This window comes from Sphingobacterium detergens (assembly GCF_003610355.1).
GTDB classification, from domain to species: Bacteria; Bacteroidota; Bacteroidia; order Sphingobacteriales; family Sphingobacteriaceae; genus Sphingobacterium; species Sphingobacterium detergens.
On sequence record NZ_RAPY01000003.1, the window covers coordinates 694,455 to 718,944 of the forward strand.

Here is a 24,490-nt window from a genome sequence, read left to right on the forward strand (position 1 = left end):
TTATTGAATAGCAAACAAGATCAATTCCCCTTTTGTTTCAAATACTACTAAATAAAGCAAATATGCAGCTCCGAATACGACTTTTCTTAGTTCTTGTACCTTTTTGGCTACTTATATTCAATTCCTGTTCAAATTCCAAACCCGAAACAGGCTTCTATTTTTGGAAAACAGTCTTTCAACTTGATACTGTCGAACACCGTGCACTAAAAGAAGTCGATGCTAAGTCCATATATATACGAATTATGGATATAGACTTCGATCCTTCCGGTGTTCAGGCTGTTCCCATTAGCCCCATTACCTTCTCCCAGCCTGTGCCTAAAGAACAAGCTTTAATACCAGTCGTATTTATCAATCAGCGTATCTTTTCAGAAATGGACAGCTTACAGATAAGGGCCTTAGCCAATAAGATTGTCCCATTTGTCTCTACAAAAATTAAGCAGGCTGGCAAAGAAAAATTCAACGAATTGCAATTGGACTGTGACTGGACACAATCCTCTCGGGACAAATTCTTCTACCTACTCAATTACCTTCAAGAATTACCTGATTTAAAAGATATTATTATCAGCTCAACCTTAAGATTACATCAAGTTAAGAATACAGTGACAAGCGGTATTCCACCAGTAAAGAAAGTGACTTTAATGTGCTACAACATGGGAAATTTACGCCAGTTTGGAAACCAGAATTCCATTCTGAATCAACAGGATCTAAAGGCCTATTTAGGTGGTACATTACGCAATTATCCAATGCAAATGGATATTGCACTTCCTTTATTTCATTGGTTTGTGGTTTTTAGAAACAATAGTTACATTGGTATTTCAAAATATATTAGTGAACAGGACATCAATAATAAAGCCTTATTTAAACGCAATCCAAAAAGTAATTTATATATTTTAATTACCGACCTTCCAAAAGCAAACCTCAAAAAAGGAGATGTTGTCCGATTTGAACAGGTAACTCAAGATGATCTTTTGCAAACGGCAAAATTTTTGAGGGGAGAACTGAAAGGAAAAAAACATCAGATTATTTTTTATCATTTAGATCAAGCTACATTAGCAAATCATGGCAATGCCGAGTTACAAGAAATTATTCGTGCTTTCTAGCACCACGCTTGCTTTCTTTTTTGGAGAGATTGCAACAAATATCGCTTGCGGGCCCGAAGTGGATCCCTATGACAATCAAACAACTTACTATCTTCCGAATCTTGAAGACAATGGATTTTCTGCATTTCAATACATCCCTTATCAATTTCTTTATACCGAAGAAGCTCCAGTCAAGGAAAGCATCGTCAACAGCGAAGCTTGGGCGAAACACCTAGGGTCAGTTGTAAATGTAAAAGATATCGAACAATTGATGTACTACAGCGACTCAGCTACCGCTGATTTGGTCAGTAATCAAAAAAGATCATCTTGGAGCAATCTTCCGGATTCCATCAAAGGAAATACATTTCTACAAACGCTAATTGATGGTAAACATGAACCTGAGCGCGCTTACTTTGTTTTCACAAAAAAACAAGAGCCCATTACAAATATTCAGCACAGTTATTGGGATCCCGATACACGGAATTTTAAAGAGATCGTACAATATGCTGAACTCGCCGAAGCACAGATCAACAAGCATAAAAAAAACAGTTTCCTTTTTGTACGTTACGCTTATCAAGCTGCACGCTTATATCTATTCGGTCAGGAATATGCCAAAAGTATTGCTGTCTATGAAAAATATTTACAGCCTATAAAAGGGAACGAGGCTATCTTAAATTGGTCACTTTCCAACTACGCTGGTGCTGTCCGTAAAAATGGCGATGGGGCTAAAGCGGCCTACCTTTTCTCCAGACTATTTACAGCAAGCCCCGAAAGACGGGTTTTGGCGTACGCTAATTTTCATTATATCACAGCTTCTGACACCGAGATTTTTCAATACGCCAGCACGGATGCAGACAACTTTAACATTAATGCCATTATTGGTTTCGGTACAGGAGATCGTACCATGAAATATCTAAATGCCTGTTACAAGCTTGACCCTGCCAATACTGTAAATGCGGTTCTGCTGGAAAGGGAAGTCAACAAAATAGAAGGCGATATGAACGAGTCTTTTTATATCGGTTATGGTGAAAACTACAACTATTATGCTAGGAACGAAGACAAAAGCACCGTTAAACAACATTTGGATTCCCTTCGCGATTTCGCATTAAACCTCTATCAAGACAAAAAATACGTTCAGCCACAGCTTGGCTTGATTACAGCAGCCTATTTAAGCTGGATGAATAGAGAAAATGATCTAGCAAAAAAATATCTTGCTCAGGTAAAGGAAAATGAATTGAATCCTAGGTTGGGCGATCAGTATCAGATTACAGTGCTGCTTACGCAATTAGCCGATTGGCAAACCAGTAAACAGATTGACCAGCCAAAGCTGGTCAAAACATTAGCGTGGCTGGAGCAGAAAGCCAAACAGGATGGCAAAAATTCAAGTAACAAAAAAGAATGGAGCTATAGTGCTTTCGAATACAGCAATTACAGCCTGATTGCTAGAAATATCCTCCAGAATCTTGTCGTCAAACATTATCTCAACACTCAGGATACGGCGATGGCAAGTTTAGCTGCTGTTAAGGCCGACATCTTCTATAATTATGGTGTCGCCAAAGATTCTCTTGAAGACAATATGCAGTGGTCTACCATGCATTTTTGGGAAAATAGCCTCACGCCTAAAACATTATTAAAAATAAGGGCACTACTGTCAGACAACACACAACAAAATATATTATCCCGCTTTTTATTGGAAGATATCAAGCATTTTAATAGAGATTATTTGACAGAACTACTAGGCACGGCATACCTACGGGAGCTTGATTTTCAAAAAGCGGCAACAACATTACAGGCACTTCCTAAAGATCACAAAATAAAGGAAATAAGGAATTCGTACAATGAAGATGAAACGGATGTTATCCCCAGTCCATTTATCGTCACAATCAACGACTATCCAAAGAAATATGGAAAAGAGAATACAACTAAGTTAAAATATGCTGAGCGTATGGCCCGATTGGAGAATGCCATAAAAAGCGAAAAAAACAATCAGAAAAAAGCCGACTATTACTTTCAGATGGCCACAGGCATTTATCAGACCAGCACCTACGGAAACGCCTGGTCTCTGGTGTCGTACGATTGGTCATCCTCAGACAATCACGCTACCACTACAATTCACTGGCAACGGAATTACTTACAGACACAATCAGCAAAAGATTGGTATAACAAAGCCCGTTCACTAAGCTCAGATAAAGAGTTTAAGGCCAAATGTACCTTCATGCTCGCAAAATGTGAACAGAAGGATTTTGTTTATACGGATGAAACACGCTGGCAATATTATGACTCCCCATTGAAAAATCCGTTTTACCGCTTTTCACTACAAAATAAATACTTTAAAGAATTAAACACACAATATAAGGATACACCTTTTTTCAAGACGGCTTCAAAGGAATGTACCTACTTGAGAGACTACATAAATCTAACCCAGGCTATAAAATAAAGGCGCTCTTGCTTAATATAAAAAAGGCTTCCATATGGAAGCCTTTTTTATATTAAGCTCTGCTATCTTCATTGTGATATATACTGAGATAACTATCATAACGTGAAGATTCAATCTCTCCCTCCTCAACGGCTTGCATAATCACACAGCCGGGCTCATTGATGTGCCGACAGTTATTGAACCGGCATTGGTTCATCAACGCACGCATCTCGGGAAAAAAATGGGACAGTTCCTGTTTTTCAATATCCACAATTCCCAGCTCGCGAATACCAGGTGTATCAATCAGTTTACCCTCAAAAGGTAAGTCAAACATCTCTGCAAATGTAGTGGTGTGCTTCCCCTTATCTGACCAATCCGAAATTTCTCCCGTTTTCAAACCATATTCAGGTACAATAGCATTAATCAAAGTAGATTTACCGACCCCCGAATGACCAGACACTAATGTAATTTTATCCTGAAGTAACTCCTTGACAACATCGATATTCTTTCCAGTCAAAGCCGACACCTCATAGCATGGATAACCGATTCGTTCATAAATCGCCTTATAGTCGGCCAATATTTCCAAACCTTCATCACTGAAAAGATCAAGTTTATTAAAAATAAGTACTGCAGGTATCCCATAGGCTTCGGTCGTTACCAAAAAGCGGTCAATAAAACCCAAAGATGTTGGTGGGGAAGCCAACGTTACTACCAAAAAAGCCTGGTCTAGGTTCGCACCAATAATCTGCGTTTGCTTGGAAAGATTCACCGATTTTCGGATAATATAGTTGCGACGGGGTTCAAGCTCTCGAATGACAGCACTTTCAAGATCTGGCTCCACATCAAAATGCACCCAGTCTCCTACAGCCACCGGATTGGTCGTTTTAATTCCTTTGGTACGAAATTTCCCTTTGATCCGGCAATCATATCTCTTGCCATCTTCGCCCAAAACCTGATACCAACTACCTGTGGACTTTGTTACCAATCCTCTCATAGAACCTGTTGCATTAAATGTGTCATAGCACAAAAATCGGAAAAATTTATTAAACTTACGGTTTGATGAATTTCTTACCTTTGTAAGGAGACTAAAATTCAATTTTGTGAAAAAACTATTTCTTTTAGATGGCATGGCTCTTATATATAGAGCATATTTTGCTTTGAGCAAGACCCCACGCATCACCTCGACAGGGTTGAATACTGGGGCGATCATGGGTTTTACCAATACACTGTTGGAGGTATTGAAAAATCAGCAACCTTCTCACATAGCAGTAGTGTTCGACACGGCGGCTCCTACAGCACGCCATATTGAATTTGAAGCCTATAAAGCGCATCGTGAAAAAATGCCCGAAGACCTTTCAGCTTCTATTCCTTATATCTACCGCCTGATTGAGGGATTCAATATCCCCATTATCACAATGGACGGTTATGAAGCGGATGATATCATCGGAACATTAGCGAAAAAAGCAGAACAAGAAAACTTCCAAGTCTATTGTATGACACCGGATAAAGATTTTGGTCAGCTTGTCTCAGACAATATTTTTATTTACAAACCAGCCCGTATGGGGAATGGGGCTGAAGTACAAGGTGTCAAAGAAATCCTCGAAAAATGGGAAGTCACAGATGTGAACCAAGTTATTGATATCTTAGGATTATGGGGCGATGCTGTAGATAATATCCCAGGAATTCCAGGTATTGGTGAGAAAACCGCAAAAAAACTTGTTCAGGAATTTGGGTCAGTCGAAGGAATTATAGCGAATGCAGATAAGTTAAAAGGAAAAATGCGCGAAAACGTTGAAAATTTCGCAGAGCAGGGGTTAATTTCAAAAAAATTAGCAACAATTTTGTTGGATGTGCCCGTTGAACTTAACGAAAAAGCGCTAGAACTTGAGGATCCAAATAAAGACATTCTCGAACCCCTCTTTGCTGAATTGGAATTTAGAACATTGGGAAAAAGAGTTTTTGGAGATGATTTCTCCATACTTGAAAAGAATTCACCTGTAAATGGACAGATGGATTTATTTGCTACAGAAATAACAGCAAATACAACAAGTACAGCAATAGAAGTTTCAAATGAAAATATTGTTCTAAAAAATATTCATAATACAACACACGAATACACACTGGTAGATACAACCGAAGAACAAGAAAAACTTGCCAAGGAACTCAACTCAAAAAGCAGCTTTTGTTTTGACACAGAAACAACAGGGTTAGATGCGAATCTTGCTGATATTGTAGGACTTTCATTTTCGTTTGAAACTGGGAAAGCATACTATATCCCTACACCAGCAAATCGGGAAGAAGCCCAACGCATCGTCGATATCTTTAAGTCTGTACTGGAAAATCCAGCAATTGAAAAGATAGGTCAAAATATCAAATACGATATCCTCTTATTGGCAAGATATGGTGTTAAGGTACAGGGGGCCTTATTCGATACCATGTTAGCGCATTACCTCATTGACCCTGATACGCGACATGGCATGGATGTCCTTGCGGAGAACTATCTGAATTACACACCAGTCTCCATTACAGAACTCATTGGAGAAAAAGGGAAAAAACAAGGAAATATGCGGGATGTTGATTTCGAAAAAATCAAAGAATACGCTGCTGAAGATGCTGATATTACATTACAGCTAAAAAATATATTCCATCCCCTTTTGGTGGAAACGGATACATTACAATTGGCCCAAGACGTTGAATTCCCTTTAGTATATGTCCTTGCAGAAATAGAACGAAATGGGGTAAAAGTGGATGTCCCTGCACTTGACGAATTTTCGAAAACATTGGAACAGGACATCAAGGACCTAGAGAATGCCATATTTGAAAAAGCTGGAGTGAACTTTAATATTGCCTCACCAAAACAGTTAGGCGAAGTCTTATTCGACAAGCTCCAACTGGATCCGAAAGCAAAGAAAACAAAAACAGGGCAGTACAAAACCGGTGAAGATGTTTTATTGGCGTTGGCGCACAAATCAGATATTGTTCAGGATATTTTGAATTTTAGGCAGTTACAGAAATTAAAATCAACTTACGTAGATTCATTACCTGAATTGATCAATCCAGAAACCGGTCTGATCCATACTTCCTATAATCAAGCTGTCGCCGCAACAGGTCGCTTGAGCTCTACTAATCCTAATCTGCAGAATATACCTATCCGCACGGAAAGAGGTCGGGAAGTCCGGAAAGCATTTATCCCGCGTTCGGAAGATCATGTGATCTTATCCGCCGATTATTCACAGATCGAATTACGCTTAATAGCAGAGTTAAGCAAAGATCAAAATATGTTAGAAGCCTTTAGTCAGGGGCATGATATCCACCGTGCCACCGCTGCCAAAGTGTATAATATGGCTTTTGAAGAGGTTACATCAGAACAGCGTCGCAACGCGAAAGCAGTAAATTTTGGTATTATATACGGTCAATCCGCCTTTGGTTTGTCTCAAAATCTAGGCATCTCGCGGAAAGAAGCTGCTGACATCATCAACGAATACTTCAACCAATATACTGGTATCAAGAAGTATATGAGCGACGCCGTTGAATCCGCGAAAGAGAAAGGCTACGTTGAAACAATTTTAAAGCGTAGACGTTATTTGAGAGACATTAATTCAGCAAACATGACTGTTCGGGGATTTGCTGAACGAAATGCGATCAATGCCCCTATTCAAGGTTCTGCCGCTGATTTAATCAAGATTGCCATGATTGCAATACAAAAGGAAATCGAGCATCAGGGATTGGTAGGTAAAATGATTATGCAAGTACACGATGAGTTGGTGTTTGATGTTCCGAAACAAGAGGTCGAAGCATTCAAAACCATTATTCTGGACAAAATGACAAATGCTATAAAAACAAATGTTCCGTTGATTGTTGAAATCGGAGAAGGTAAAAACTGGCTTGAAGCACATTAATTTTTGTTATGACTAAAAAAATCATTTATATACTGTTATTGTTATCCTCGTTTTGCTGCCAACCTATTCAAGCGCAAGACGATAAGCCTGTATTTTACGAAAAATTAGATCAAGGCTTAATTCGTTTCTATTTTGATAAGTATTATTATCTGGCGGCAAAAGATTGCGAATTCAAATCAATTGAACGTGTAAGCAAATTTGATTTCACAAAGCAAATTTTCGAAGGAGAGTTTCGTGATTTCGCGCCCAATGGCAACCGTATACTGGTCGGCAATTATAAGGATGGTAAAAAAGAAGGTCTATTTCAAGCTTTTCATCCGAATGGTGTGTTAAAATGGGAAATAAATTTTAAGGATAACTATCCTGTCGGTGATTGCAAATATTATTATCCCGATGGTAAACCGTTATTAACGGTGGCCTATAGTGATTACGGTTATTTCATTAAAGATTATTGGGATAATCGAGGAAAACAGGAAATCGTTGGCGGTGAGGGTAACTATGAATTCGCTATTCCATTCGAAGGGTTCACAGAATTCGGGTATGATTTTTATCTACGTAAAGGCAAAGTAAAAGGTGGTAAACCACAGGGGAACTGGAACACTTACTTTTACAATGTTGGACAGCAACCCATTTACGCGATGACACAACGTTTTGTTGATGGAAAAATCGTTGCTACTTATGATGATAATGGAGAGCTTCCAAGCGAAGATTTTCAGGCTTTAAGCGTTTTACCCTACGATTATTTTATCCGAGCGGAACTATTAAACAGCAAATCCTGTAGTTTTGATGACTTTTCAAACTTCTATGCGTTCCTTGCTAAACGGTTTACCGATAGGATCAATAAAAGCGGATTCGAAGTCGCAACTCAACTAAATTTCTCCTATGAAGTTGAAGTCAAAAAAACGGGCTTAGCCAATTTGCGAAGTCTTAAATTGAATGTAGACTCCAATAATGAAAATGATCTCACCGTTTTGAATCGAATTGCTAAAAGTGTAGATTTTTATTTTCCTACCTACAAACAAGATCAACCTCAAGACGATACGATTAAAGTTTCGGGGAGTATTGCCACAGGAAGTGATGGAAAAGTCTATACCCATTCAATTAAAATCGAAAGACAAATAGACAATTCGAGTAAATAATTATCTTTGCAGAAATAAATAGATATGAAATTCCATAAAGAAGGATATACCACATTAGCGATTGCTGTACTTTTTATCTTTATCATCAATGCCGTTGCGGACTATTATGATGCTCCGCAGTTTGTAAAATGGTTTATTTATGCCCTTTCAGCATTCCTATTCATTACAGTTGTCCAGTTTTTTAGAAGTCCTAAGAAAGTAGTGATTCCACAAGATGGCACAATCTTATGTCCTGCTGACGGAAAAGTTGTAGTCATCGAAGAAACCGAAGAAAATGAATATTTTCATGACAGAAGGATACAGGTCTCTATTTTCATGTCCCCCATCAATGTGCATGTGAACCGAAATCCAATCAGTGGTTTGGTGACTTTCTTCAAATATCATCCCGGGAAATTCTTGGTTGCTTGGCATCCAAAATCATCGACAGACAATGAAAGGACGACTGTTGTAGTAAAAGACAAAGCAGGCAGGGAAGTTCTTTTCCGTCAAATTGCTGGCGCGTTGGCCCGTCGTATTGTTTGGTATGTAAAGGAAAATGATCAGGTTGTTCAGGGCAATGAGTTCGGCTTTATCAAATTTGGTTCACGTGTGGATTTATTCCTGCCTCTAGGAACAGAGATCAATGTGAATATTGGCGATAAAGTTACCGGAGCCAAAACCGTTATCGGAAAATTTTAACAATTTATTAATATCATTATAAGTAACTTAGGCTCCAATTAGGGGCCTTTTTTATTCAACAGATGAATTTTAGACAATTACTATTAGCAAACTCTGCTGGTGTTGGCATTGCAATATCCACTATCAGCTTTTATTATAAACACGATCTTCAAACTGCACTGATTATATTTTTTGTTGCAATGGTTATCTGTTTTCTTTTATTCAACTACCTGTTCGAGAAATACATCTACCGTCGTCTTAATACCATGTATAAGTTGATTCACAATCTAAAACTCGGTAAGGATCTTAAAGATGCGATTGGTGAACATGTCAGTGAAGATCCCATTACAGATGCAGAAAACGACGTAAAGGCTTGGGCAAAGGATAAAAAAAATGAAATTGAACAACTGAAATCACAGGAAAAATTTAGGCGTGAATTTCTTTCCAATATATCCCATGAGTTCAAAACGCCCCTCTTTGCTACCCAAGGATACATCGAGACATTACAAGATGGGCTAATGGAAGAAGACATGGAAATGGCAAAGAATTTCTTAGACAAGGCTGCTCGAAATCTTGATAGATTGAATTACCTCATTCAAGATTTAGATGAAATATCCAAACTCGAGTCTGGCAAAATGGTCTTGAACATTGAAAAATTTGACATTGTAGATCTTATCAAAGACACCTCGTATTCATTGGAAGACAAAGCCAAACAACACAATATTAAGATTGAATTCAAACCCAAAACGGGCACACCACATTGGGTTAAAGCAGATCGCAATAAAATACATCAGGTGTTGTATAACCTTATCGACAACTCACTCAAATACGGAAAAGAAGGAGGTACTACCAAAATCAAAATTTTCCCACTTTTTGAACAGGTCTTAATAGAAATCACAGATAATGGCTATGGTATCGAAGAAAAAAATCTGAGCCGGGTATTCGAACGATTCTTCCGTACGGATAAAAGTCGCTCAAGAGATATTGGCGGATCGGGCTTAGGGCTTGCAATTGTCAAACATATTGTTGAAGCCCATCAACAGAATGTTAATGTCCGTAGTACAGAGGGCATTGGAACTACTTTTGGCTTTACTTTGCAAAAAGTTCAGACCGGAGATTAAACAATTGATGACATTTTTGTGTTTAAACAAAACCAATGTTAACATTAACTTAACATTAGGGTATTATTTTTGCAAAAATAAATTTAAGATATGTCTTTAAATAGCATTTTTCAATACTTCGTTCCAAAGGACAAAAAATTCTTCCCTTTGTTTGAACAAGCCGGCAACAATTTGATCGAAATGTCTCAATTGTTAAAAGATATTGTTAACTCAAACAATCCGGAGAAGAAGAAAGAGTTCACGCGTAAGATGGAAGACTTGGAGCACAAAGGCGACAACATCACACATCAAATTCACTTGGAACTAGGTAAAAATTTCATTACACCTTTCGACCGCGAAGATATACACTCGTTAGCAAGCTCATTGGATGATGTAGCCGATTTTATACACGGCGCGGCTAATAGAATGGACTTATACAAGGTAGAAAAAGCTACAGAGCCGATGATCGAAATCGCGGATCTATTGGTGGAAGCTACTGAGCACGTCTCAAAAGCAATCCATGAACTTCGGGATTTAAAAAACATTCGCAATATCACAGATTCTTGTGTACGTATCAATAGTGTAGAAAATAAAGCAGACTATATTTTTGATAAGGCAGTAGCTGATCTTTTCGAATTTGAAAAAGACGCTATTTCATTGATCAAACACAAAGAAGTGTTATCCGCAATGGAAGATGCAACAGACAAATGCGAGGATGTTGCTAACGTATTAGAAAGTATTCTAGTTAAAAACGCATAATCATTCGATCATAAGTGCATAAAAATTCTACGAGATTATGATGTCAACATTACTCGTTGTTGTGATTGTCTTAGCAATTGCATTTGACTACATCAATGGATTCCATGATGCAGCCAACTCTATTGCGACAGTCGTATCAACAAAAGTTCTAACACCAGCAATGGCCGTATTATGGGCTGCCATATTCAACTTTGCTGCTTATTTCTACTTTACAGACCACAAAGTAGCCAACACCATTGCCAAAACGGTATTGGAAGAATATATTACCCTAGAGGTTATCTTTGCGGGCTTGCTCGCAGCAATTGGGTGGAACTTATTCACTTGGTACTACGGAGTACCGTCAAGCTCTTCTCACACATTGATTGGAGGTTTTGCTGGGTCGGGAATGGCCTATGCCTTTATTCTTGGAGCAGATCCTATTCACGCTATCAATATCGATGCAACATTAAAGATTATTGCTTTCATCGTTTTTGCGCCGATCATCGGTATGACCATATCCATTATCATCACATTAATAGTAATTAACTTGGCCAAAAACTCCCGACCTAGTGTTGCCGAAAAATGGTTTAAAGTATTACAACTGGTTTCATCTGCAGCTCTAAGTTTTGCACATGGTGGTAACGATGCACAAAAGGTTATGGGTATTATCCTTGTAGCTATGGTTGCTGGTGGATATATGCAAAACACAGAGCATATGCCAGAATGGATTCCCTTAACTTGTTACGCGGCTATCGCTGCTGGAACAATGAGTGGAGGCTGGAAAATTGTGAAGACAATGGGAACTAAGATCACGAAAGTAACACCATTAGAAGGGGTTTGTGCGGAATCCGCAGGTGCAGTAACATTAGGTATAACGGAGCATTTCGGTATCCCTGCATCAACAACACATACGATTACAGGAGCCATTATTGGTGTCGGAGTTGTTAAGCGTGTTTCAGCGGTACGCTGGGGGGTAACTATTAGTTTGTTATGGGCTTGGGTATTGACAATTCCAGTATCGGCTCTGCTTGGAGCACTCTCTTTAGTCATTGTACATTATTTACTTTAGAAAGAATTTCTTAATTTTTTTCTAAAAGCTATTGAAACAAAACAAAAATTTGGTACTTTCGTACCGAATTTTTGTTTTGTTGTTTCACATTAAATACTTAATTTAGTACGAAATATCAGGAATTTAAAAATTTAACATAATTTTAAGACTTTGGCACGGCAATTGTACTGTTCCAGATATTAAATAAGACAACAAAGTTTGAAAACAATTAAAATTAATAATAACCTTAAAAACAAGAGTATGAACTATTCTACAATTAAAAAAACAGCTGTTGCTGCTACATTAGTTGCCGCTTTAGGTTTCGCTGATACAGCACAAGCTCAACAAGTATTCGGTGGTAGATCACAATACAGAACTTGGTCTATCGGAGTTCAAGGTGGTATCACTACGCCTAATGCTTTAATTGGTGGTAACAATAACTTTGGTCAAAAAGTTGGTTACTTCCAAAACAAAGTTGGTGAGTACTACGGTTTAACAGTACGTAAACAATTCTCTCACCTATTCGGTTTAGAAGTTGAAGCAAACCGTGGCAAGATCAAAACTTACAACCACAACGAGTCTGGTCCTGCTATTGAGAACAAATATGGTGCTCAATCTGCTGAAACAAAAGTAAACTGGGCTGCTAGCTTAAATGGTGTATTCCAATTGGGTACAATCGATTTCTTAAGAAGAGAAAATGCTGTTAACTTCTACGCTAAAGTAGGTATCGGTGCATTTGCTTACAACCCAATTCAATTCTCTAACAATGACTTCGGTGGAACAGTTGTTTATGATCAAAAATGGGGTGAAGATGTTCTTGGAGACCGTTCTCCTTCAAATCCTCGTGATAAAGACTACCGTTTAGGTATGATCGTTCCTGTAGGTGTTGGTGCTAAATTCAAATTATCTGAAGTTGTTGCCTTGAACTTAGGTTACACAATGAACTTCACTGATGAAGCATTATTGTACGGACCTGGTAGAAACAATACTACAAAACAACGTTTCTCTAACGTATACGGTGGCTTAGAGTTCACTTTAGGTTCAAAAGACAAACAAAACTTGACTTTTGCTAACCCAGTAGCTACAATGTATGATGAGTTGAAAGATCCTTCATTGAGAAACGAAGTTGAAGCATTGAAACAACGCGTAAGCACTTTAGAAGGTACTGTTAACACATTAAGCGCTGATGCTGATGGTGACGGTGTATCTGACAAATTTGATAAATGCCCTGGTACTCCTGCTGGTACTCCAGTAGATGGTTCAGGATGTCCAATCAAATTCCCAGAGCCTCAAGTTCTTGAAAACAACAGTAACGGTTACTATGCTCCAATTCAATTCGAATTTGATAGCTCAGTATTGAAAACTTCTTCTTACTCAACTTTAGATAAATTGGCTAAAGAAGTACGTGACAATAATTCATCTGTAACTTTAGACGGTTATGCATCTGCAGAAGGTTCTGAAGCTTACAATACAACTTTGTCTAAAGACCGTGCTAACTCTGTAAAACAATACTTAGTAAATGCTGGTGTTTCTTCATCAAGCATCACTGCTAACGGTTACGGAGAGAAAAACCCAATCGCATCTAATTCAACTGAAGAAGGTCGTGTTCAAAACCGTCGTGTTGAGATCAAAAAATAATCGTATATAACTTATACCATTATATTAAAAGCCGGCTCTAGAGCCGGCTTTTTTATTTTGACAGTATTTATCCTTAACTTTGTGGATGATATCCAATTTGTGGAAAATTTATTCAAGCAAATTAGATAAGAAATTAGTATTTTGATTTAAGGAACAGAATACTGGTTTTAAACTTTTGAGAATGGAAGAGGATTTTGAATTTGAAAACCCCGAAGAAAGAAAAATCTCGGTGGACAGATATGAGGAAATGCTTCGAAACGAGGATCAGTATTTTTTTGACTCCAAGGCTTTCGAAGGAATAATAGACTACTATGCTGAAAAAAATGACCCTGTAAAGGCACTACAAGTAACCGAATTTGCAATCAGCCAACATCCTTTTGATATTACATTTTTGTTGAAGCAAGCTCAATTGTTTTCAACAATTCAACAGTATCAGAATGCATTAGCGGCCTTGGACAAAGCGGAACTGCTGGAAGCTTCGGAGGGAGATATATTTCTAATCAGAGGTGGTATTCTGGGGAGCATAGGGCAATTTGATGAAGCATTGGATCAATTATTCAAAGCATTACCCTTATTAGACAATAAAGATGAGGTTTATTTTCATATTGCCATGATTTTTCAAGCGCAAATGAACTACGACAAAGCTATTGTCTATTTAAAGAAGGCCCTTGAGCTCAATATGGACTATCAAGAAGCACTCTATGAGCTTGCTTATTGTTATGATGTACTTGATAGGCAAGAAGAAAGTATATCTTTCTATAAAAAATATATTGACTCAGACCCTTATTCGTACTATGCTTGGTATAATCTAGGCAACTCCTATCACAAAATAAGCAAGTTTGAAGAAGCATTAGATGCATATGACTATGCCATATTAATCAAAGAAGACTTCTCATCTGCTTATTTCAATAAAGGAAATGCACTAGTCAACTTAGATCGTTATCAAGAGGCATTGGACGTATACAAACAGACTTTTGAATACGAACAACCTAGCGCGGATACCTATTGTGCTATAGGAGAGTGTTACGAGAAGTTGGAACAAATGGAAGAAGCTCGAAACTACTATAAAAAAGCCGTAAAGTTAGACGCCGAGCTTGCAGATGCATGGTTTGGTATTGGTGTCACGCTGGATTTTGAAGAACGTTACTTTGAGTCGCTTCATTTCTACAAAAAGGCTTTGGAACTAGAAGACACAAATCCGGATTACTGGTTTGCAATCGCAGATGCTCGATATAAGCTACAGCAAATTGATCAGGCTGAAGAAGCGTATAAAAAAGTAGTTGCATTAAATCCATCAGATATAGATGCTTGGCTCGACTACTCTTCGATCTTATTTGAACAGAGCAAAATTGATGAAGCCATCAATGTCATGTCGGATGCGATTACGCAAAATCCCGAAGCGGCGGAATTATATTATCGTGTAGTAGCCTACCTATTTGCAAATGGACAATACAATGAAGCTTTAAACTTTTTGGAACTAGGCTTAGCAACGAATCCGGAAAAACATCACATTCTCTTTGATTACCTTCCTCAATTGCAAGGAAATCAAATTATCACTGAAATTGTAAAAAAATATACCAAACCAAAAAATTAAAGTAGAAAACACATAATACCCCAGGCAATCTTTCGGACTTGCCTGGGGTATAAAATGCAATTAGATTAAGCTTACCTTTTCACCCAAAGAAGTACTAAACCATTCAATGAAAAAATTAGGTCTGATAGGATATCCACTAGGGCACTCCTTTTCCAAGAAATATTATTTAGAGAAGTTTCAGAAAGAAAATATTCAACATATAGATTATGACCTATATCCAATTGAACGTATATCAGATTTTCCATCTATATTTAAGAATAAGGACTTTTATGGGGTAAATGTGACCATTCCATACAAGATAGAGGTCCTGGACTATTTAAACGAACTATCAGAAGAAGCTAAGGCTATACAAGCTGTAAACTGTATCCGCATTACACATCTAGCAAATGGCGCTCCATACTTGAAGGGCTATAACACTGATGCTTTTGGATTTGAAGAATCATTGAAACCACTTTTAACCCAAAATGACAAGAGAGCATTAATTCTTGGAAACGGAGGAGCAGCAAAAGCAGTGATCTATACCTTAGATAAATTAGGGATCAAATACAAACTTGTTAGCAGAACCAAGCAAACGGACAACTACACCTATGATGAATTAGATGCCTCGATTTTAGCTGAATATACATTAATTATTAATTGTTCGCCAGTTGGAACATTTCCCAACATAGCAGAGTCTCCGGCCCTACCATATGAACATATCAGTGCTAAGCACCTATTCTATGACCTCATTTATAATCCAGAAGAGACAGCATTCCTAAAGAAAGGGAAAGAAAAAGGTGCTCGAACTAAAAATGGCTATGAAATGTTGCTACTTCAGGCGGAGAAAAATTGGGAAATTTGGAATAGCTAGTCTTTCTCTATATAGAGAACAATAAAAAATGTAATTTTACCTTATGCTAACGATCAGAACATTCACTTTCAATCCATACCAAGAAAACACCTACTTGTTGTATAACGAAGAGGGAAACGCCTTAATTATTGACCCAGGTATGTATGGCGAAAAAGAACAGGAGGAGTTTTTAACCTTTATCGATCGTCATTATCTCACTCCACAATTACTACTGAATACACATTGTCACATTGATCATGTCTTGGGCAATTATTTTATTCATGAGAAGTTTGATTTACTTCCTCAATTTCACGAAGGAGAACTATCTACATTGGTTGCAGTTCAAAACTATGCCCCGCAAATGGGATTCCGTTATGACATCTCCCCTATTGGCGAAGTATTTCTAAAAGATGGGGACAAAATACAAATAGACAATGACGAATTGCAAGTGATATTGGCGCCCGGCCACTCACCGGCGCATATCTGTTTTTATTCCGCTTCCCAAAAATTCTTAATTGGTGGGGATGTCTTGTTCCGCAATAGTATTGGTCGTACTGATCTACCCGGAGGAAATCATCAGCAGCTTTTAGATAATATTAAACAAAGACTTTATACTTTACCCGATGACACCGTTGTCTACCCAGGTCATGGCCCATCAACGACAATAGGTTTTGAAAAGAACTCCAATCCATTTATACAAGGATAAGATATGAACTTACCTTTTCTATTTGCCAAGAGATACCTGTTTTCAAAAAAATCAGTCAACGCTATTAATATCATCTCCTCAATTAGTGTGATAGGTGTTACGGTAAGTAGTGCCGCATTAATCATACTCCTTTCCTCTTTCAATGGGATGGAGGAGCTTATTATATCTATGTATAGCAAATTTGCTCCTGAACTAAAGATAGAGCCACAAAAAGGTAAGCTCTTTACAACAAATAAATCAGTCTTTAATGAGTTGCGAAAGAATCCTAATGTTATCCATTATACAGAAGTATTAGAAGAGAAGGTATTACTTCAATATGCAAATCGACAGTATATCTCAACTATCAAAGGAATCGAGCCCAAATCGCTTAATAAGAGTATTGGTGATAGTATTCTTGTGGATGGCGTATATCAGCTCTCACGTGATTCAACTAACCTGGCTATACTTGGAGCAAGTGTCCAAGCTAATCTTGGTATTTCTATGCAAAATACCCCTGATTTAATCCAAGTTTATTCACCAAGAAAAGGCGTCAAAAATACATCTAATCCTGCCGAAGAATTTAATATTAGAGCTATCAGTCCAGGAGGTGTCCTCAGGTACCAACAGGACTTTGACAATTTCGTTATTACACCCATTTCGTTTGCCAAAGAAGTACTCGGTGAATATGACAGAGTTTCCGCTATTGAATTTTATCTAAAGGAGGGCACTAACATCAAGCTATTTGAACAGGACCTTCAAAAAAAATTAGGTGAAGAGTATCTCGTCAAGAATCGGGAAGAGCAAAACCCAACCTTATATAGAAATGTACGTGTAGAGAGATGGGTTGTGTTTTTTATCTTAACATTGATTAGTATAATCGCAATTTTCAATATTGTAGGTTCATTGACGATGTTAGTATTGGATAAACAAAAGGATATGACAGTCCTAAAAAGTCTAGGTGGTAACAATAGCTTAATTCAACGCATTTTCTTTTATGAGGGGTTGATGATTGCAATTATTGGTTGCATTTTAGGTTTATTAATTGGAGCAATATTCAATTATATTCAGTCAACCTATGGTATAATACGGGTTGAAGATGGTGCTAACGCTATTTTGGATAGCTACCCTATGCTTAGCCGCTGGAGCGACTATGTGTTAGTATTCATCACGGTAACCAGTATTTCGGGACTAGTTTCTTATTTCTCAGCAAAGATAAGTGTAAAGGAGCTGAACAAGCTCAAAGCAACAGATTAATAGCGGGAGCTTTTGGAACGGCTTTGACTTCCCTTCGTTATTTGCTGTATTAAACTTCCCCATGCAAAAGGATTTAATAGCGGATTGGCGTAACGTTGGTTAATGACTTTATTATTCATTGTATTGAAACTTTGTGCGTTATTGATTGAACGCATCTCGTTGCCATCGCGAGGTACTACAGCAGCCATAGCTGATAAAGATTCGTTGGAAAGTGTTCTTTTTGCCCGTACAATATGATCCTCAGATACATCTAAGTTCATAAATGCAATATTAAATTCCTCAATACTCGCCCAGGGGTATGGAGTCACCATTGGCAATTCAGTTACCAAATTTTGCATTACGATACTAGCTGTATATTTGTCGCCGGCAACTTCAGGTACAGTTACAATGAGCGGATCGAATCCTACAGAGGAAAAACGAAGTGTGTCTCCTACATGAGCTACGAAAGAAAAATAGCCTTCATTATTGGCCGCAATGGCCTCGTTACGGAAAGATAAATTGGTTACTGTAGCATATCCAACAGGAAGCCCAGACCCCACAGTAGTTACAATACCGGAATATTGGACGATCTTCCTTTCTTGTGCCTTTAAAGTCGAAGACTCAAAAAATACAGATAAAACTAATAATATAGGGATCAGCAACTTCATAGAACAAATTTACACAAAAGCAGCTGAGCTAGCCGTTAAATTGTGTTAATAGATAAACTAATTGGCCGACGGCAAGGTCGCATCAGGTGAATCTGGATCAGTTAGATTAATTGCTTCAACCGCTGTTACCTCTGGTACAGCTTTTTTTATAGCTTGTTCCAATCCTGCTTTAAAAGTCATAATGCTCATTGAACATGAAGCGCAAGCGCCCAATAGTTTTAATCGCACGACATTATCTGCAGTAATCTCTTCAACACTCACATTTCCGCCATCAGTTTCCAAATAAGGTCTCAAGGTATCCAATGCTTGCTCCACTTTTTCTTTTAAAGTCATACTCTTTATTAAATTCAATGATTATACATGTAAAGATAATCAAATATTTTAAAATCTATATTTTTCCTCTCCTTGCGCAATGGAAAAACAACAAGTTCATGACAATACTGCCACCAAATTGCATCCAACGAGTTAAAGAATGTTAATAAAAAATGTTGTTTTTGGGATCAAATAATTATTAAACTATATTGCGCAGTAAAATTTAATTGATTAGTATAACAAATTCACTTATCTTTGTAAAATGTTTTTAAATAGGCGTATAGCGGCTATCTGTGCCGGCATGATGTTTCTATTGGTGTTTACTGGTTGCAAGAGTAAATTTGAGAAATTGCGCGCAAGCAATAATATCGCTCAAAAGTACGAAGAAGCCGTAAAACTTTATGAGAAAAAGAAATATACAAAGGCGTTAGTTTTGTTTGATGACTTGCGGACAAAATTCCGCGGACAAGCTGAGGCAGAAAATATCTACTATTATTTGGCATTTGCCAATTACCGTTTGAAAGATTATACTTCAGCAGCATACCACTTTAAGGACTTTGCAGATGTTTATCCCAACAGTCCACGGGCAGAAGAATGTCGTTTTATGCATGCTTATTGTTACTATTTGGATTCCCCTCGGTCAACTTTGGATCAAGCAAATACGAAGAAAGCAATCGATGCCCTACAGCTTTTTGTCAACCTCTATCCAGAATCAGAACGTTCTAAAGAGGCAGCAGATCTCATTCAAAAGTTACGGGACAAACTCGAGCTTAAAGCGTTTGCCAATGCTAGACTCTATTATGACATGGGGTTGAATGATGATTATAGAGCTGCTGTAATTGCGTTACAAAATGTTCTGAAAGAATATCCAGACACCAAATACGCTGAAGAAATTGAATTTTTGACGCTAAAGGCGCAATATATATTTGCATCAAAAAGTATTTTGCAAAAGCAAGAAAGCAGATATGACGAAACATTGGATTACTACCGAAGTTTTGCGAGTAATTACCCCAATAGCAAACATATAAAAGAAGCGGAATCTATTCGTCAAGATTCTGAAAAAGGAATTAAGACGGCCGTTTCGCACATGAAAGAATATAATAAAGCTCTTGCTGAGCAAGAAGCATATATCAAAGAACAAAAGGCGAAAAAAGAAAAAGAAAATACCCAAAAAGATGAGTCAAAAAAATAATAATTCAATTCCAAATTCTACAGTTACACGTGACTTAAGACAATTGGACAAAGGAACTGACAATCTCTATGAATCCATTGTAGTTATTTCTAAACGCGCGAATCAAATTGCAGTAGATATTAAGGAAGAACTAAACGGAAAACTTGCTGAGTTTGCAAGTAATAACGATAACTTGGAAGAGGTATTCGAAAACCGCGAACAAATAGAGATTTCTAAACATTACGAACGTATGCCAAAACCTACTTTGGTAGCAATCGATGAATTTCTACACGATAAAGTGTATTACAGAAATCCTTCAAAAGAGCAAGACTAATCGCAGAATCAACGATGGCTTTAGCTGGGAAAAATATTGTAATTGCTGTATGCGGCAGTATCGCCGCATACAAGATTGCAACTTTGATTCGTCTGCTTGTAAAAGCGGATGCTCAGGTTAAAGTAATTATGTCAGAGGATGCCACAGCGTTCATTACCCCGCTTACACTATCTACGCTTTCCAAAAACCCTGTTTTGGTTGACTATTATCAGCCGGATACTGGAGAATGGAATAATCATGTGGAAATTGCGCTAAATGCAGACTATATACTTGTAGCCCCAGCAACAGCAAACACCATCGCAAAGATGGCGAACGGTCTCTGTGATAACTTACTGATGGCTGTGTATTTATCCGCAAAATGCCCGGTCTTCTTTGCTCCTGCAATGGATTTAGATATGTGGAAGCACCCGTCCACGCAATCGAATATCGCTAAACTAGGCGTTTATGGCAACATTATTATCCCACCTGAAAAAGGTGAATTAGCTAGTGGATTAGTAGGAGAGGGACGTCTCGCCGAACCAGAAGAAATTTTTCATTTCTTAGAAAATTACTCCAACCAAAAGCTCCCATTATTAGGTAAAAAGGCACTTGTATCAGCAGGCCCCACTTATGAGGCAATAGACCCTGTACGCTTTATTGGAAATCATTCTAGTGGAAAAATGGGCTATGCTATTGCCCAACAACTAAAAGAACTTGGGGCTGATGTAACCCTAGTTTCCGGACCTACCGCACTACTGAAACCTGATCAAATAACTGTTGTTCCTGTCACTTCTGCTGCAGAGATGCTTCAAGCCTGTGAAAAGTACTTTGATCATGCTGCTATAATTGTCATGAGTGCTGCAGTTGCTGACTACACCCCTATTGAAGTAGCATCTCAGAAGATAAAGAAGAAAGAGGATGAATTTTCTATTGCTTTAAAGAAAACAACAGATATTCTCGCCACTTTAGGAAGCAAAAAGAAGAAAGAGCAATTACTGATCGGATTTGCTTTAGAAACCAACAACGAGCTCGAAAATGCAAAAGACAAATTGGTCCGAAAGAATCTCGATTTTATTGTTCTCAATTCCATGCAAGATCAGGGAGCTGGATTTGCTACTGATACAAATAAAGTCACAATTATCAATCGTTCAGGCGAAAGCAGCGTATTCCCATTGAAATCGAAGGAAGATGTTGCAAAAGATATCTGTTCGATTATCTTACAGCATATTCCTTCGACAATATAAATTTCCCCTAAATTTAGAGGAATATATGATTTCTATTATCTGTTATAGATTCACAATTCGTAATTCCTTAGGATAATAATTATTGATCCTATTTGGTAATAGCTTCATCCACCCAAGTGACATTCCTTTATATTTAGCAAGCGTCCAGCCTTTCATACCGGAAGATACAGTATCTAGTGTCACATTTTCCTTTCTAAGGTAGTTTTGAGCCTCCTCGAGCGAAAGTTCAAGACTTTGGAAGCCTGGGTTTAATACATTACTTAACGCCAGTGCGTGGCTTGGAATTAATTCCTTTCGATTAAGTTTTCCAATATTGATTCCAGCATTTTTGAGATAGAGTACGTTCTGAAGATATTTCAAATCATTTTCATATTTTTTGGGGAATATATATAGGTCATCATGATGGATAAATGGAAAGAACTCATCAACGTTAACCATCCAAGTGTCCAGAATTCCCTTCGGCACATCTGATTTTTCTGGTTTGATCCGTTTTCTATTAAATGTACCTTGCTCTGCAACTTTCTTCAAAACTGTAATAAAAAAACCTTCCCCGCCCAATTTATGTGGATAGAAACGATAGCCATGTGCCCCATGCCCAACCGACTTTGTATGCTCGATCCCCCAATTATCATCAATGACAATTTCGATAGATTCAAAATCTCCAGTTTCTATTAGCCAATCGGCAATATCTTCATTTTCCTCTTCTGAATAAGAGCAGGTTGAATAAAGGAGGTAACCACCAGTTTTCAATGCAGCAATACTTTCTGCCAATATTCTTTGTTGTCTTTCGCTACAAAGTTTGACATTAGCTTCAGACCATTCATCTATTGCATCCGAATCCTTTCTAAACATCCCTGATCCAGAGCAAGGTGCATCTACGACCATGATATCAAAATATCCTGGCAATCGGTCAAAAGCAGAAGGGTCATTATTGGTGACCACCGTATTTGCATTTCCCCATTTTGTTAGATTATCCTGTAAGATATTCACACGAGTCTTGATGATCTCATTGGCGACAAGTAGACTATCAGGATGTAAGCTACTGTTTAGCAAGGTAGATTTTCCTCCAGGAGCTGCACAGAGATCCAATGCATAAACTGGTTTAGATCCTATTTCGAGCTCATGGATAATATAGTCTATAAACATAGAAGAAGCGTCTTGGGGATAATACCCTCCAGCATGAAATAAAGGATCAAGTGTGAATACAGGGCGTTCGTTTAGATAAAAGGCGTTTTCGCACCAAGGCACCCTTCCTCCACTGGAAAATGGACATTCCTTTAGTTTTAGTGGGTTTAACCGTATCGCTGTTGCTCTTTTGCCCTCCTCATGTACTTTAATAAATTCAACAGTATCGAATAATGGGTTTACACCTAATTTTTTCACTAATGAATTTGGCAGAAAATTACTCATGTCGTCCTAATAGTTTATGCTAAAAATAATATAAATAAAAATGAACTCAAAATAACTAGTAAATTACGGGAAAGAGTAAATTTGCATTATGAAAGATCTTAAGAAATACGCTATTATCCCGGCGACACCAGAAGAATTGTATCTCGCCTTAACAACCGAAATTACGGCCCGTCTGTGGACTGGCGATCTTGTATCAATAGATGCAACAGTAAATGGTGAATTTTCCTTGTGGGATGGTGCAATTACTGGTCGATTCTTGGAATTGGAACCTTCTACCAAAATTGTGCAGGAATGGTATTTCGGAGAAACTGACAGTCCTTCTATTGTTACATTAAAGCTACATGAACATAAAAAAGGAACTTCATTAGAGATTAGACAGACCAATATACCAGATGAAGATTATGAAAATATTGCTGAAGGTTGGGAAGATCCCTATATCTCTTCTCTAATTGATTTTTATACTGAAGAAGATTAATTTTTAAATAAGATCAACAGAGAGCCTAGTTTTTTAAGCTAGGCTCTTTTAATCATTATGCTATTTAACAAAGAATTCTTAAATTCTCCCTGAATTAACCATTCAATATCTTAAATTCAATAGTTTCCTTCCTTCATAATAGATTTTTGAACCACTTCAAATCTTTTCCATATATAGCAGCTATTTAGAAAAGCTATTGTTCATCTATCTATTGCCAAAGAATCCTCACACCATATGATAATGTAGTACATTTTCATTGTTTAAGTGTTACATTTTTTTAACTGGTTTAAGCTCGAAGTATCTATTTGTAACAATAAATCTTATCGGTTCTTATCAATTCCCTATTTTAATCCTCATATCTTTAGTCCTCAAACAATATATCCATTACCCCCTATCCTCCCATAGCTTATAACTGGAAATATATTCGAAGCTGTGCTCGAGGAACCTTCCAGCCTATAACAAACTTAGTTATTATAGCGGCTAAGATACCTTCTAAGTTTACTTTTATTCAGGAACGATTCACATAAAAGCAGCTTCACTCGGTTAAGATCATTACAGCAAAAGCTGTAATAACATCGGCTAAGATATAGCCTTAGACGACAAGCAGGATATACACCGTCATGATAAGGAGTGTCCTACACCGAATTTCCGCTGTAGAGCCAGTAATCACTGAAAAATATATTAACAAGGTACTAGCGCAGTACTTTAGATCACGGCCATACAGCTTTGACCTGACAGTGCTATTCCGGAGTCTTATCCCTTAGTGGTTTTCGGGAGTGGATTCCAGTGTGGCTTTTGGGCCAGAGCCATACAGCTTTGTACCAGATAATAGGGTTGCGGAA

Annotated in this window: 21 protein-coding genes; 17 read left to right on the forward strand and 4 right to left on the reverse strand. The window is 37.7% G+C overall.

The genetic code is table 11. The features are described from left to right. Window positions 1–62 precede the first annotated feature (62 nt). Window positions 63–1,100: a hypothetical protein gene (locus DFQ12_RS18490; protein WP_120260506.1), complete on the forward strand. Its 1,038-nt coding sequence runs from the start codon at window positions 63–65 to the stop codon at window positions 1,098–1,100. Then, complete coding sequence (locus DFQ12_RS18495; RefSeq protein WP_120260507.1) at window positions 1,060–3,516, forward strand: hypothetical protein; 2,457 nt, start codon at window positions 1,060–1,062, stop codon at window positions 3,514–3,516. The genes DFQ12_RS18490 and DFQ12_RS18495 overlap by 41 nt, the downstream gene beginning before the upstream one ends. Window positions 3,517–3,568: 52 nt before the next feature. Here the strand turns inward: DFQ12_RS18495 and rsgA are convergent, their stop codons facing one another. Continuing rightward, window positions 3,569–4,489, reverse strand: coding sequence for a ribosome small subunit-dependent GTPase A (gene rsgA / locus DFQ12_RS18500; protein WP_120260508.1), 921 nt, complete (start codon window positions 4,487–4,489; stop codon window positions 3,569–3,571). A 106-nt stretch (window positions 4,490–4,595) separates the two neighbouring features. Between rsgA and polA the strand changes: the two genes are divergently transcribed. From polA to DFQ12_RS18555, 11 genes are all read left to right on the forward strand, one after another. After that, window positions 4,596–7,394 (forward strand): DNA polymerase I, encoded by a 2,799-nt coding sequence (gene polA, locus DFQ12_RS18505; RefSeq protein ID WP_120260509.1) that lies wholly within the window; start codon window positions 4,596–4,598, stop codon window positions 7,392–7,394. A gap of 8 nt (window positions 7,395–7,402) precedes the next feature. After that, window positions 7,403–8,533, forward strand: coding sequence for a toxin-antitoxin system YwqK family antitoxin (locus DFQ12_RS18510; RefSeq protein ID WP_120260510.1), 1,131 nt, complete (start codon window positions 7,403–7,405; stop codon window positions 8,531–8,533). 24 nt (window positions 8,534–8,557) lie between these two features. After that, window positions 8,558–9,211 (forward strand): phosphatidylserine decarboxylase family protein, encoded by a 654-nt coding sequence (locus DFQ12_RS18515; protein WP_120260511.1) that lies wholly within the window; start codon window positions 8,558–8,560, stop codon window positions 9,209–9,211. A gap of 62 nt (window positions 9,212–9,273) precedes the next feature. Then, complete coding sequence (locus DFQ12_RS18520; protein WP_120260512.1) at window positions 9,274–10,311, forward strand: sensor histidine kinase; 1,038 nt, start codon at window positions 9,274–9,276, stop codon at window positions 10,309–10,311. Between the two features lie 90 nt (window positions 10,312–10,401). Beyond that, complete coding sequence (locus DFQ12_RS18525; protein WP_104383452.1) at window positions 10,402–11,049, forward strand: DUF47 domain-containing protein; 648 nt, start codon at window positions 10,402–10,404, stop codon at window positions 11,047–11,049. Window positions 11,050–11,086: 37 nt separating this feature from the next. Next, the gene (locus DFQ12_RS18530; RefSeq protein WP_120260513.1) at window positions 11,087–12,097 is read left to right on the forward strand and encodes an inorganic phosphate transporter; all 1,011 of its coding nucleotides are present in this window, start codon (window positions 11,087–11,089) and stop codon (window positions 12,095–12,097) included. Between the two features lie 240 nt (window positions 12,098–12,337). Next, window positions 12,338–13,714, forward strand: a complete 1,377-nt coding sequence (locus DFQ12_RS18535) for an OmpA family protein (RefSeq protein WP_120260514.1) — start codon at window positions 12,338–12,340, stop codon at window positions 13,712–13,714. Window positions 13,715–13,895: 181 nt separating this feature from the next. Further along, on the forward strand, window positions 13,896–15,308 hold the full coding sequence (locus DFQ12_RS18540) for a tetratricopeptide repeat protein (protein ID WP_120260515.1): 1,413 nt from the start codon (window positions 13,896–13,898) through the stop codon (window positions 15,306–15,308). A gap of 106 nt (window positions 15,309–15,414) precedes the next feature. Next, on the forward strand, window positions 15,415–16,158 hold the full coding sequence (locus DFQ12_RS18545) for a shikimate dehydrogenase family protein (protein WP_120260516.1): 744 nt from the start codon (window positions 15,415–15,417) through the stop codon (window positions 16,156–16,158). A 43-nt stretch (window positions 16,159–16,201) separates the two neighbouring features. Beyond that, window positions 16,202–16,843, forward strand: coding sequence for an MBL fold metallo-hydrolase (locus tag DFQ12_RS18550; RefSeq protein ID WP_120260517.1), 642 nt, complete (start codon window positions 16,202–16,204; stop codon window positions 16,841–16,843). A gap of 3 nt (window positions 16,844–16,846) precedes the next feature. Next, window positions 16,847–18,076, forward strand: coding sequence for an FtsX-like permease family protein (locus DFQ12_RS18555; RefSeq protein ID WP_120260518.1), 1,230 nt, complete (start codon window positions 16,847–16,849; stop codon window positions 18,074–18,076). On the opposite strand, the gene DFQ12_RS18560 is transcribed toward DFQ12_RS18555, so the two are convergent. Both DFQ12_RS18560 and DFQ12_RS18565 read right to left on the reverse strand, forming a co-directional pair. Beyond that, window positions 18,073–18,723, reverse strand: a complete 651-nt coding sequence (locus tag DFQ12_RS18560; RefSeq protein ID WP_120260519.1) for a carboxypeptidase regulatory-like domain-containing protein — start codon at window positions 18,721–18,723, stop codon at window positions 18,073–18,075. The genes DFQ12_RS18555 and DFQ12_RS18560 overlap by 4 nt on opposite strands. A gap of 57 nt (window positions 18,724–18,780) precedes the next feature. After that, the gene (locus tag DFQ12_RS18565) at window positions 18,781–19,056 is read right to left on the reverse strand and encodes a NifU family protein (protein WP_028070934.1); all 276 of its coding nucleotides are present in this window, start codon (window positions 19,054–19,056) and stop codon (window positions 18,781–18,783) included. 241 nt (window positions 19,057–19,297) lie between these two features. On the opposite strand from DFQ12_RS18565, the gene DFQ12_RS18570 reads away from it, so the two are divergent. Genes DFQ12_RS18570 through coaBC form a run of 3 tightly spaced genes read left to right on the forward strand, consistent with a single transcriptional unit; the run spans window position 19,298 to window position 21,763 of the window. Continuing rightward, complete coding sequence (locus DFQ12_RS18570; RefSeq protein WP_120260520.1) at window positions 19,298–20,227, forward strand: outer membrane protein assembly factor BamD; 930 nt, start codon at window positions 19,298–19,300, stop codon at window positions 20,225–20,227. Further along, a complete protein-coding gene (locus tag DFQ12_RS18575) occupies window positions 20,211–20,540 on the forward strand; it encodes a DNA-directed RNA polymerase subunit omega (protein ID WP_075990346.1) in 330 nt (109 codons plus the stop codon). The genes DFQ12_RS18570 and DFQ12_RS18575 overlap by 17 nt, the downstream gene beginning before the upstream one ends. A 14-nt stretch (window positions 20,541–20,554) precedes the next feature. After that, window positions 20,555–21,763: a bifunctional phosphopantothenoylcysteine decarboxylase/phosphopantothenate--cysteine ligase CoaBC gene (gene coaBC, locus DFQ12_RS18580; protein ID WP_120260521.1), complete on the forward strand. Its 1,209-nt coding sequence runs from the start codon at window positions 20,555–20,557 to the stop codon at window positions 21,761–21,763. Between the two features lie 42 nt (window positions 21,764–21,805). Here the strand turns inward: coaBC and DFQ12_RS18585 are convergent, their stop codons facing one another. Continuing rightward, window positions 21,806–23,173 (reverse strand): methyltransferase RsmF C-terminal domain-like protein, encoded by a 1,368-nt coding sequence (locus DFQ12_RS18585; RefSeq protein ID WP_120260522.1) that lies wholly within the window; start codon window positions 23,171–23,173, stop codon window positions 21,806–21,808. Window positions 23,174–23,261: 88 nt separating this feature from the next. Between DFQ12_RS18585 and DFQ12_RS18590 the strand changes: the two genes are divergently transcribed. Beyond that, window positions 23,262–23,648, forward strand: coding sequence for an SRPBCC family protein (locus tag DFQ12_RS18590; protein WP_120260523.1), 387 nt, complete (start codon window positions 23,262–23,264; stop codon window positions 23,646–23,648). Window positions 23,649–24,490 lie beyond the last annotated feature (842 nt).

Excerpts from the sequence above, each read along its gene's own strand:
- DFQ12_RS18490 (WP_120260506.1), top strand. The coding sequence starts at position 63 with ATGCAGCTCCGAATACGACTTTTCTTAGTTCTTGTACCTTTTTGGCTA.
- DFQ12_RS18495 (WP_120260507.1), top strand. The coding sequence starts at position 1,060 with ATGGCAATGCCGAGTTACAAGAAATTATTCGTGCTTTCTAGCACCACG.
- rsgA (WP_120260508.1), bottom strand. The coding sequence starts at position 4,489 with ATGAGAGGATTGGTAACAAAGTCCACAGGTAGTTGGTATCAGGTTTTG.
- DFQ12_RS18510 (WP_120260510.1), top strand. The coding sequence starts at position 7,403 with ATGACTAAAAAAATCATTTATATACTGTTATTGTTATCCTCGTTTTGC.
- DFQ12_RS18515 (WP_120260511.1), top strand. The coding sequence starts at position 8,558 with ATGAAATTCCATAAAGAAGGATATACCACATTAGCGATTGCTGTACTT.
- DFQ12_RS18520 (WP_120260512.1), top strand. The coding sequence starts at position 9,274 with ATGAATTTTAGACAATTACTATTAGCAAACTCTGCTGGTGTTGGCATT.
- DFQ12_RS18525 (WP_104383452.1), top strand. The coding sequence starts at position 10,402 with ATGTCTTTAAATAGCATTTTTCAATACTTCGTTCCAAAGGACAAAAAA.
- DFQ12_RS18530 (WP_120260513.1), top strand. The coding sequence starts at position 11,087 with ATGATGTCAACATTACTCGTTGTTGTGATTGTCTTAGCAATTGCATTT.
- DFQ12_RS18535 (WP_120260514.1), top strand. The coding sequence starts at position 12,338 with ATGAACTATTCTACAATTAAAAAAACAGCTGTTGCTGCTACATTAGTT.
- DFQ12_RS18540 (WP_120260515.1), top strand. The coding sequence starts at position 13,896 with ATGGAAGAGGATTTTGAATTTGAAAACCCCGAAGAAAGAAAAATCTCG.
- DFQ12_RS18545 (WP_120260516.1), top strand. The coding sequence starts at position 15,415 with ATGAAAAAATTAGGTCTGATAGGATATCCACTAGGGCACTCCTTTTCC.
- DFQ12_RS18550 (WP_120260517.1), top strand. The coding sequence starts at position 16,202 with ATGCTAACGATCAGAACATTCACTTTCAATCCATACCAAGAAAACACC.
- DFQ12_RS18555 (WP_120260518.1), top strand. The coding sequence starts at position 16,847 with ATGAACTTACCTTTTCTATTTGCCAAGAGATACCTGTTTTCAAAAAAA.
- DFQ12_RS18560 (WP_120260519.1), bottom strand. The coding sequence starts at position 18,723 with ATGAAGTTGCTGATCCCTATATTATTAGTTTTATCTGTATTTTTTGAG.
- DFQ12_RS18565 (WP_028070934.1), bottom strand. The coding sequence starts at position 19,056 with ATGACTTTAAAAGAAAAAGTGGAGCAAGCATTGGATACCTTGAGACCT.
- DFQ12_RS18570 (WP_120260520.1), top strand. The coding sequence starts at position 19,298 with ATGTTTTTAAATAGGCGTATAGCGGCTATCTGTGCCGGCATGATGTTT.
- DFQ12_RS18575 (WP_075990346.1), top strand. The coding sequence starts at position 20,211 with ATGAGTCAAAAAAATAATAATTCAATTCCAAATTCTACAGTTACACGT.
- coaBC (WP_120260521.1), top strand. The coding sequence starts at position 20,555 with ATGGCTTTAGCTGGGAAAAATATTGTAATTGCTGTATGCGGCAGTATC.
- DFQ12_RS18585 (WP_120260522.1), bottom strand. The coding sequence starts at position 23,173 with ATGAGTAATTTTCTGCCAAATTCATTAGTGAAAAAATTAGGTGTAAAC.
- DFQ12_RS18590 (WP_120260523.1), top strand. The coding sequence starts at position 23,262 with ATGAAAGATCTTAAGAAATACGCTATTATCCCGGCGACACCAGAAGAA.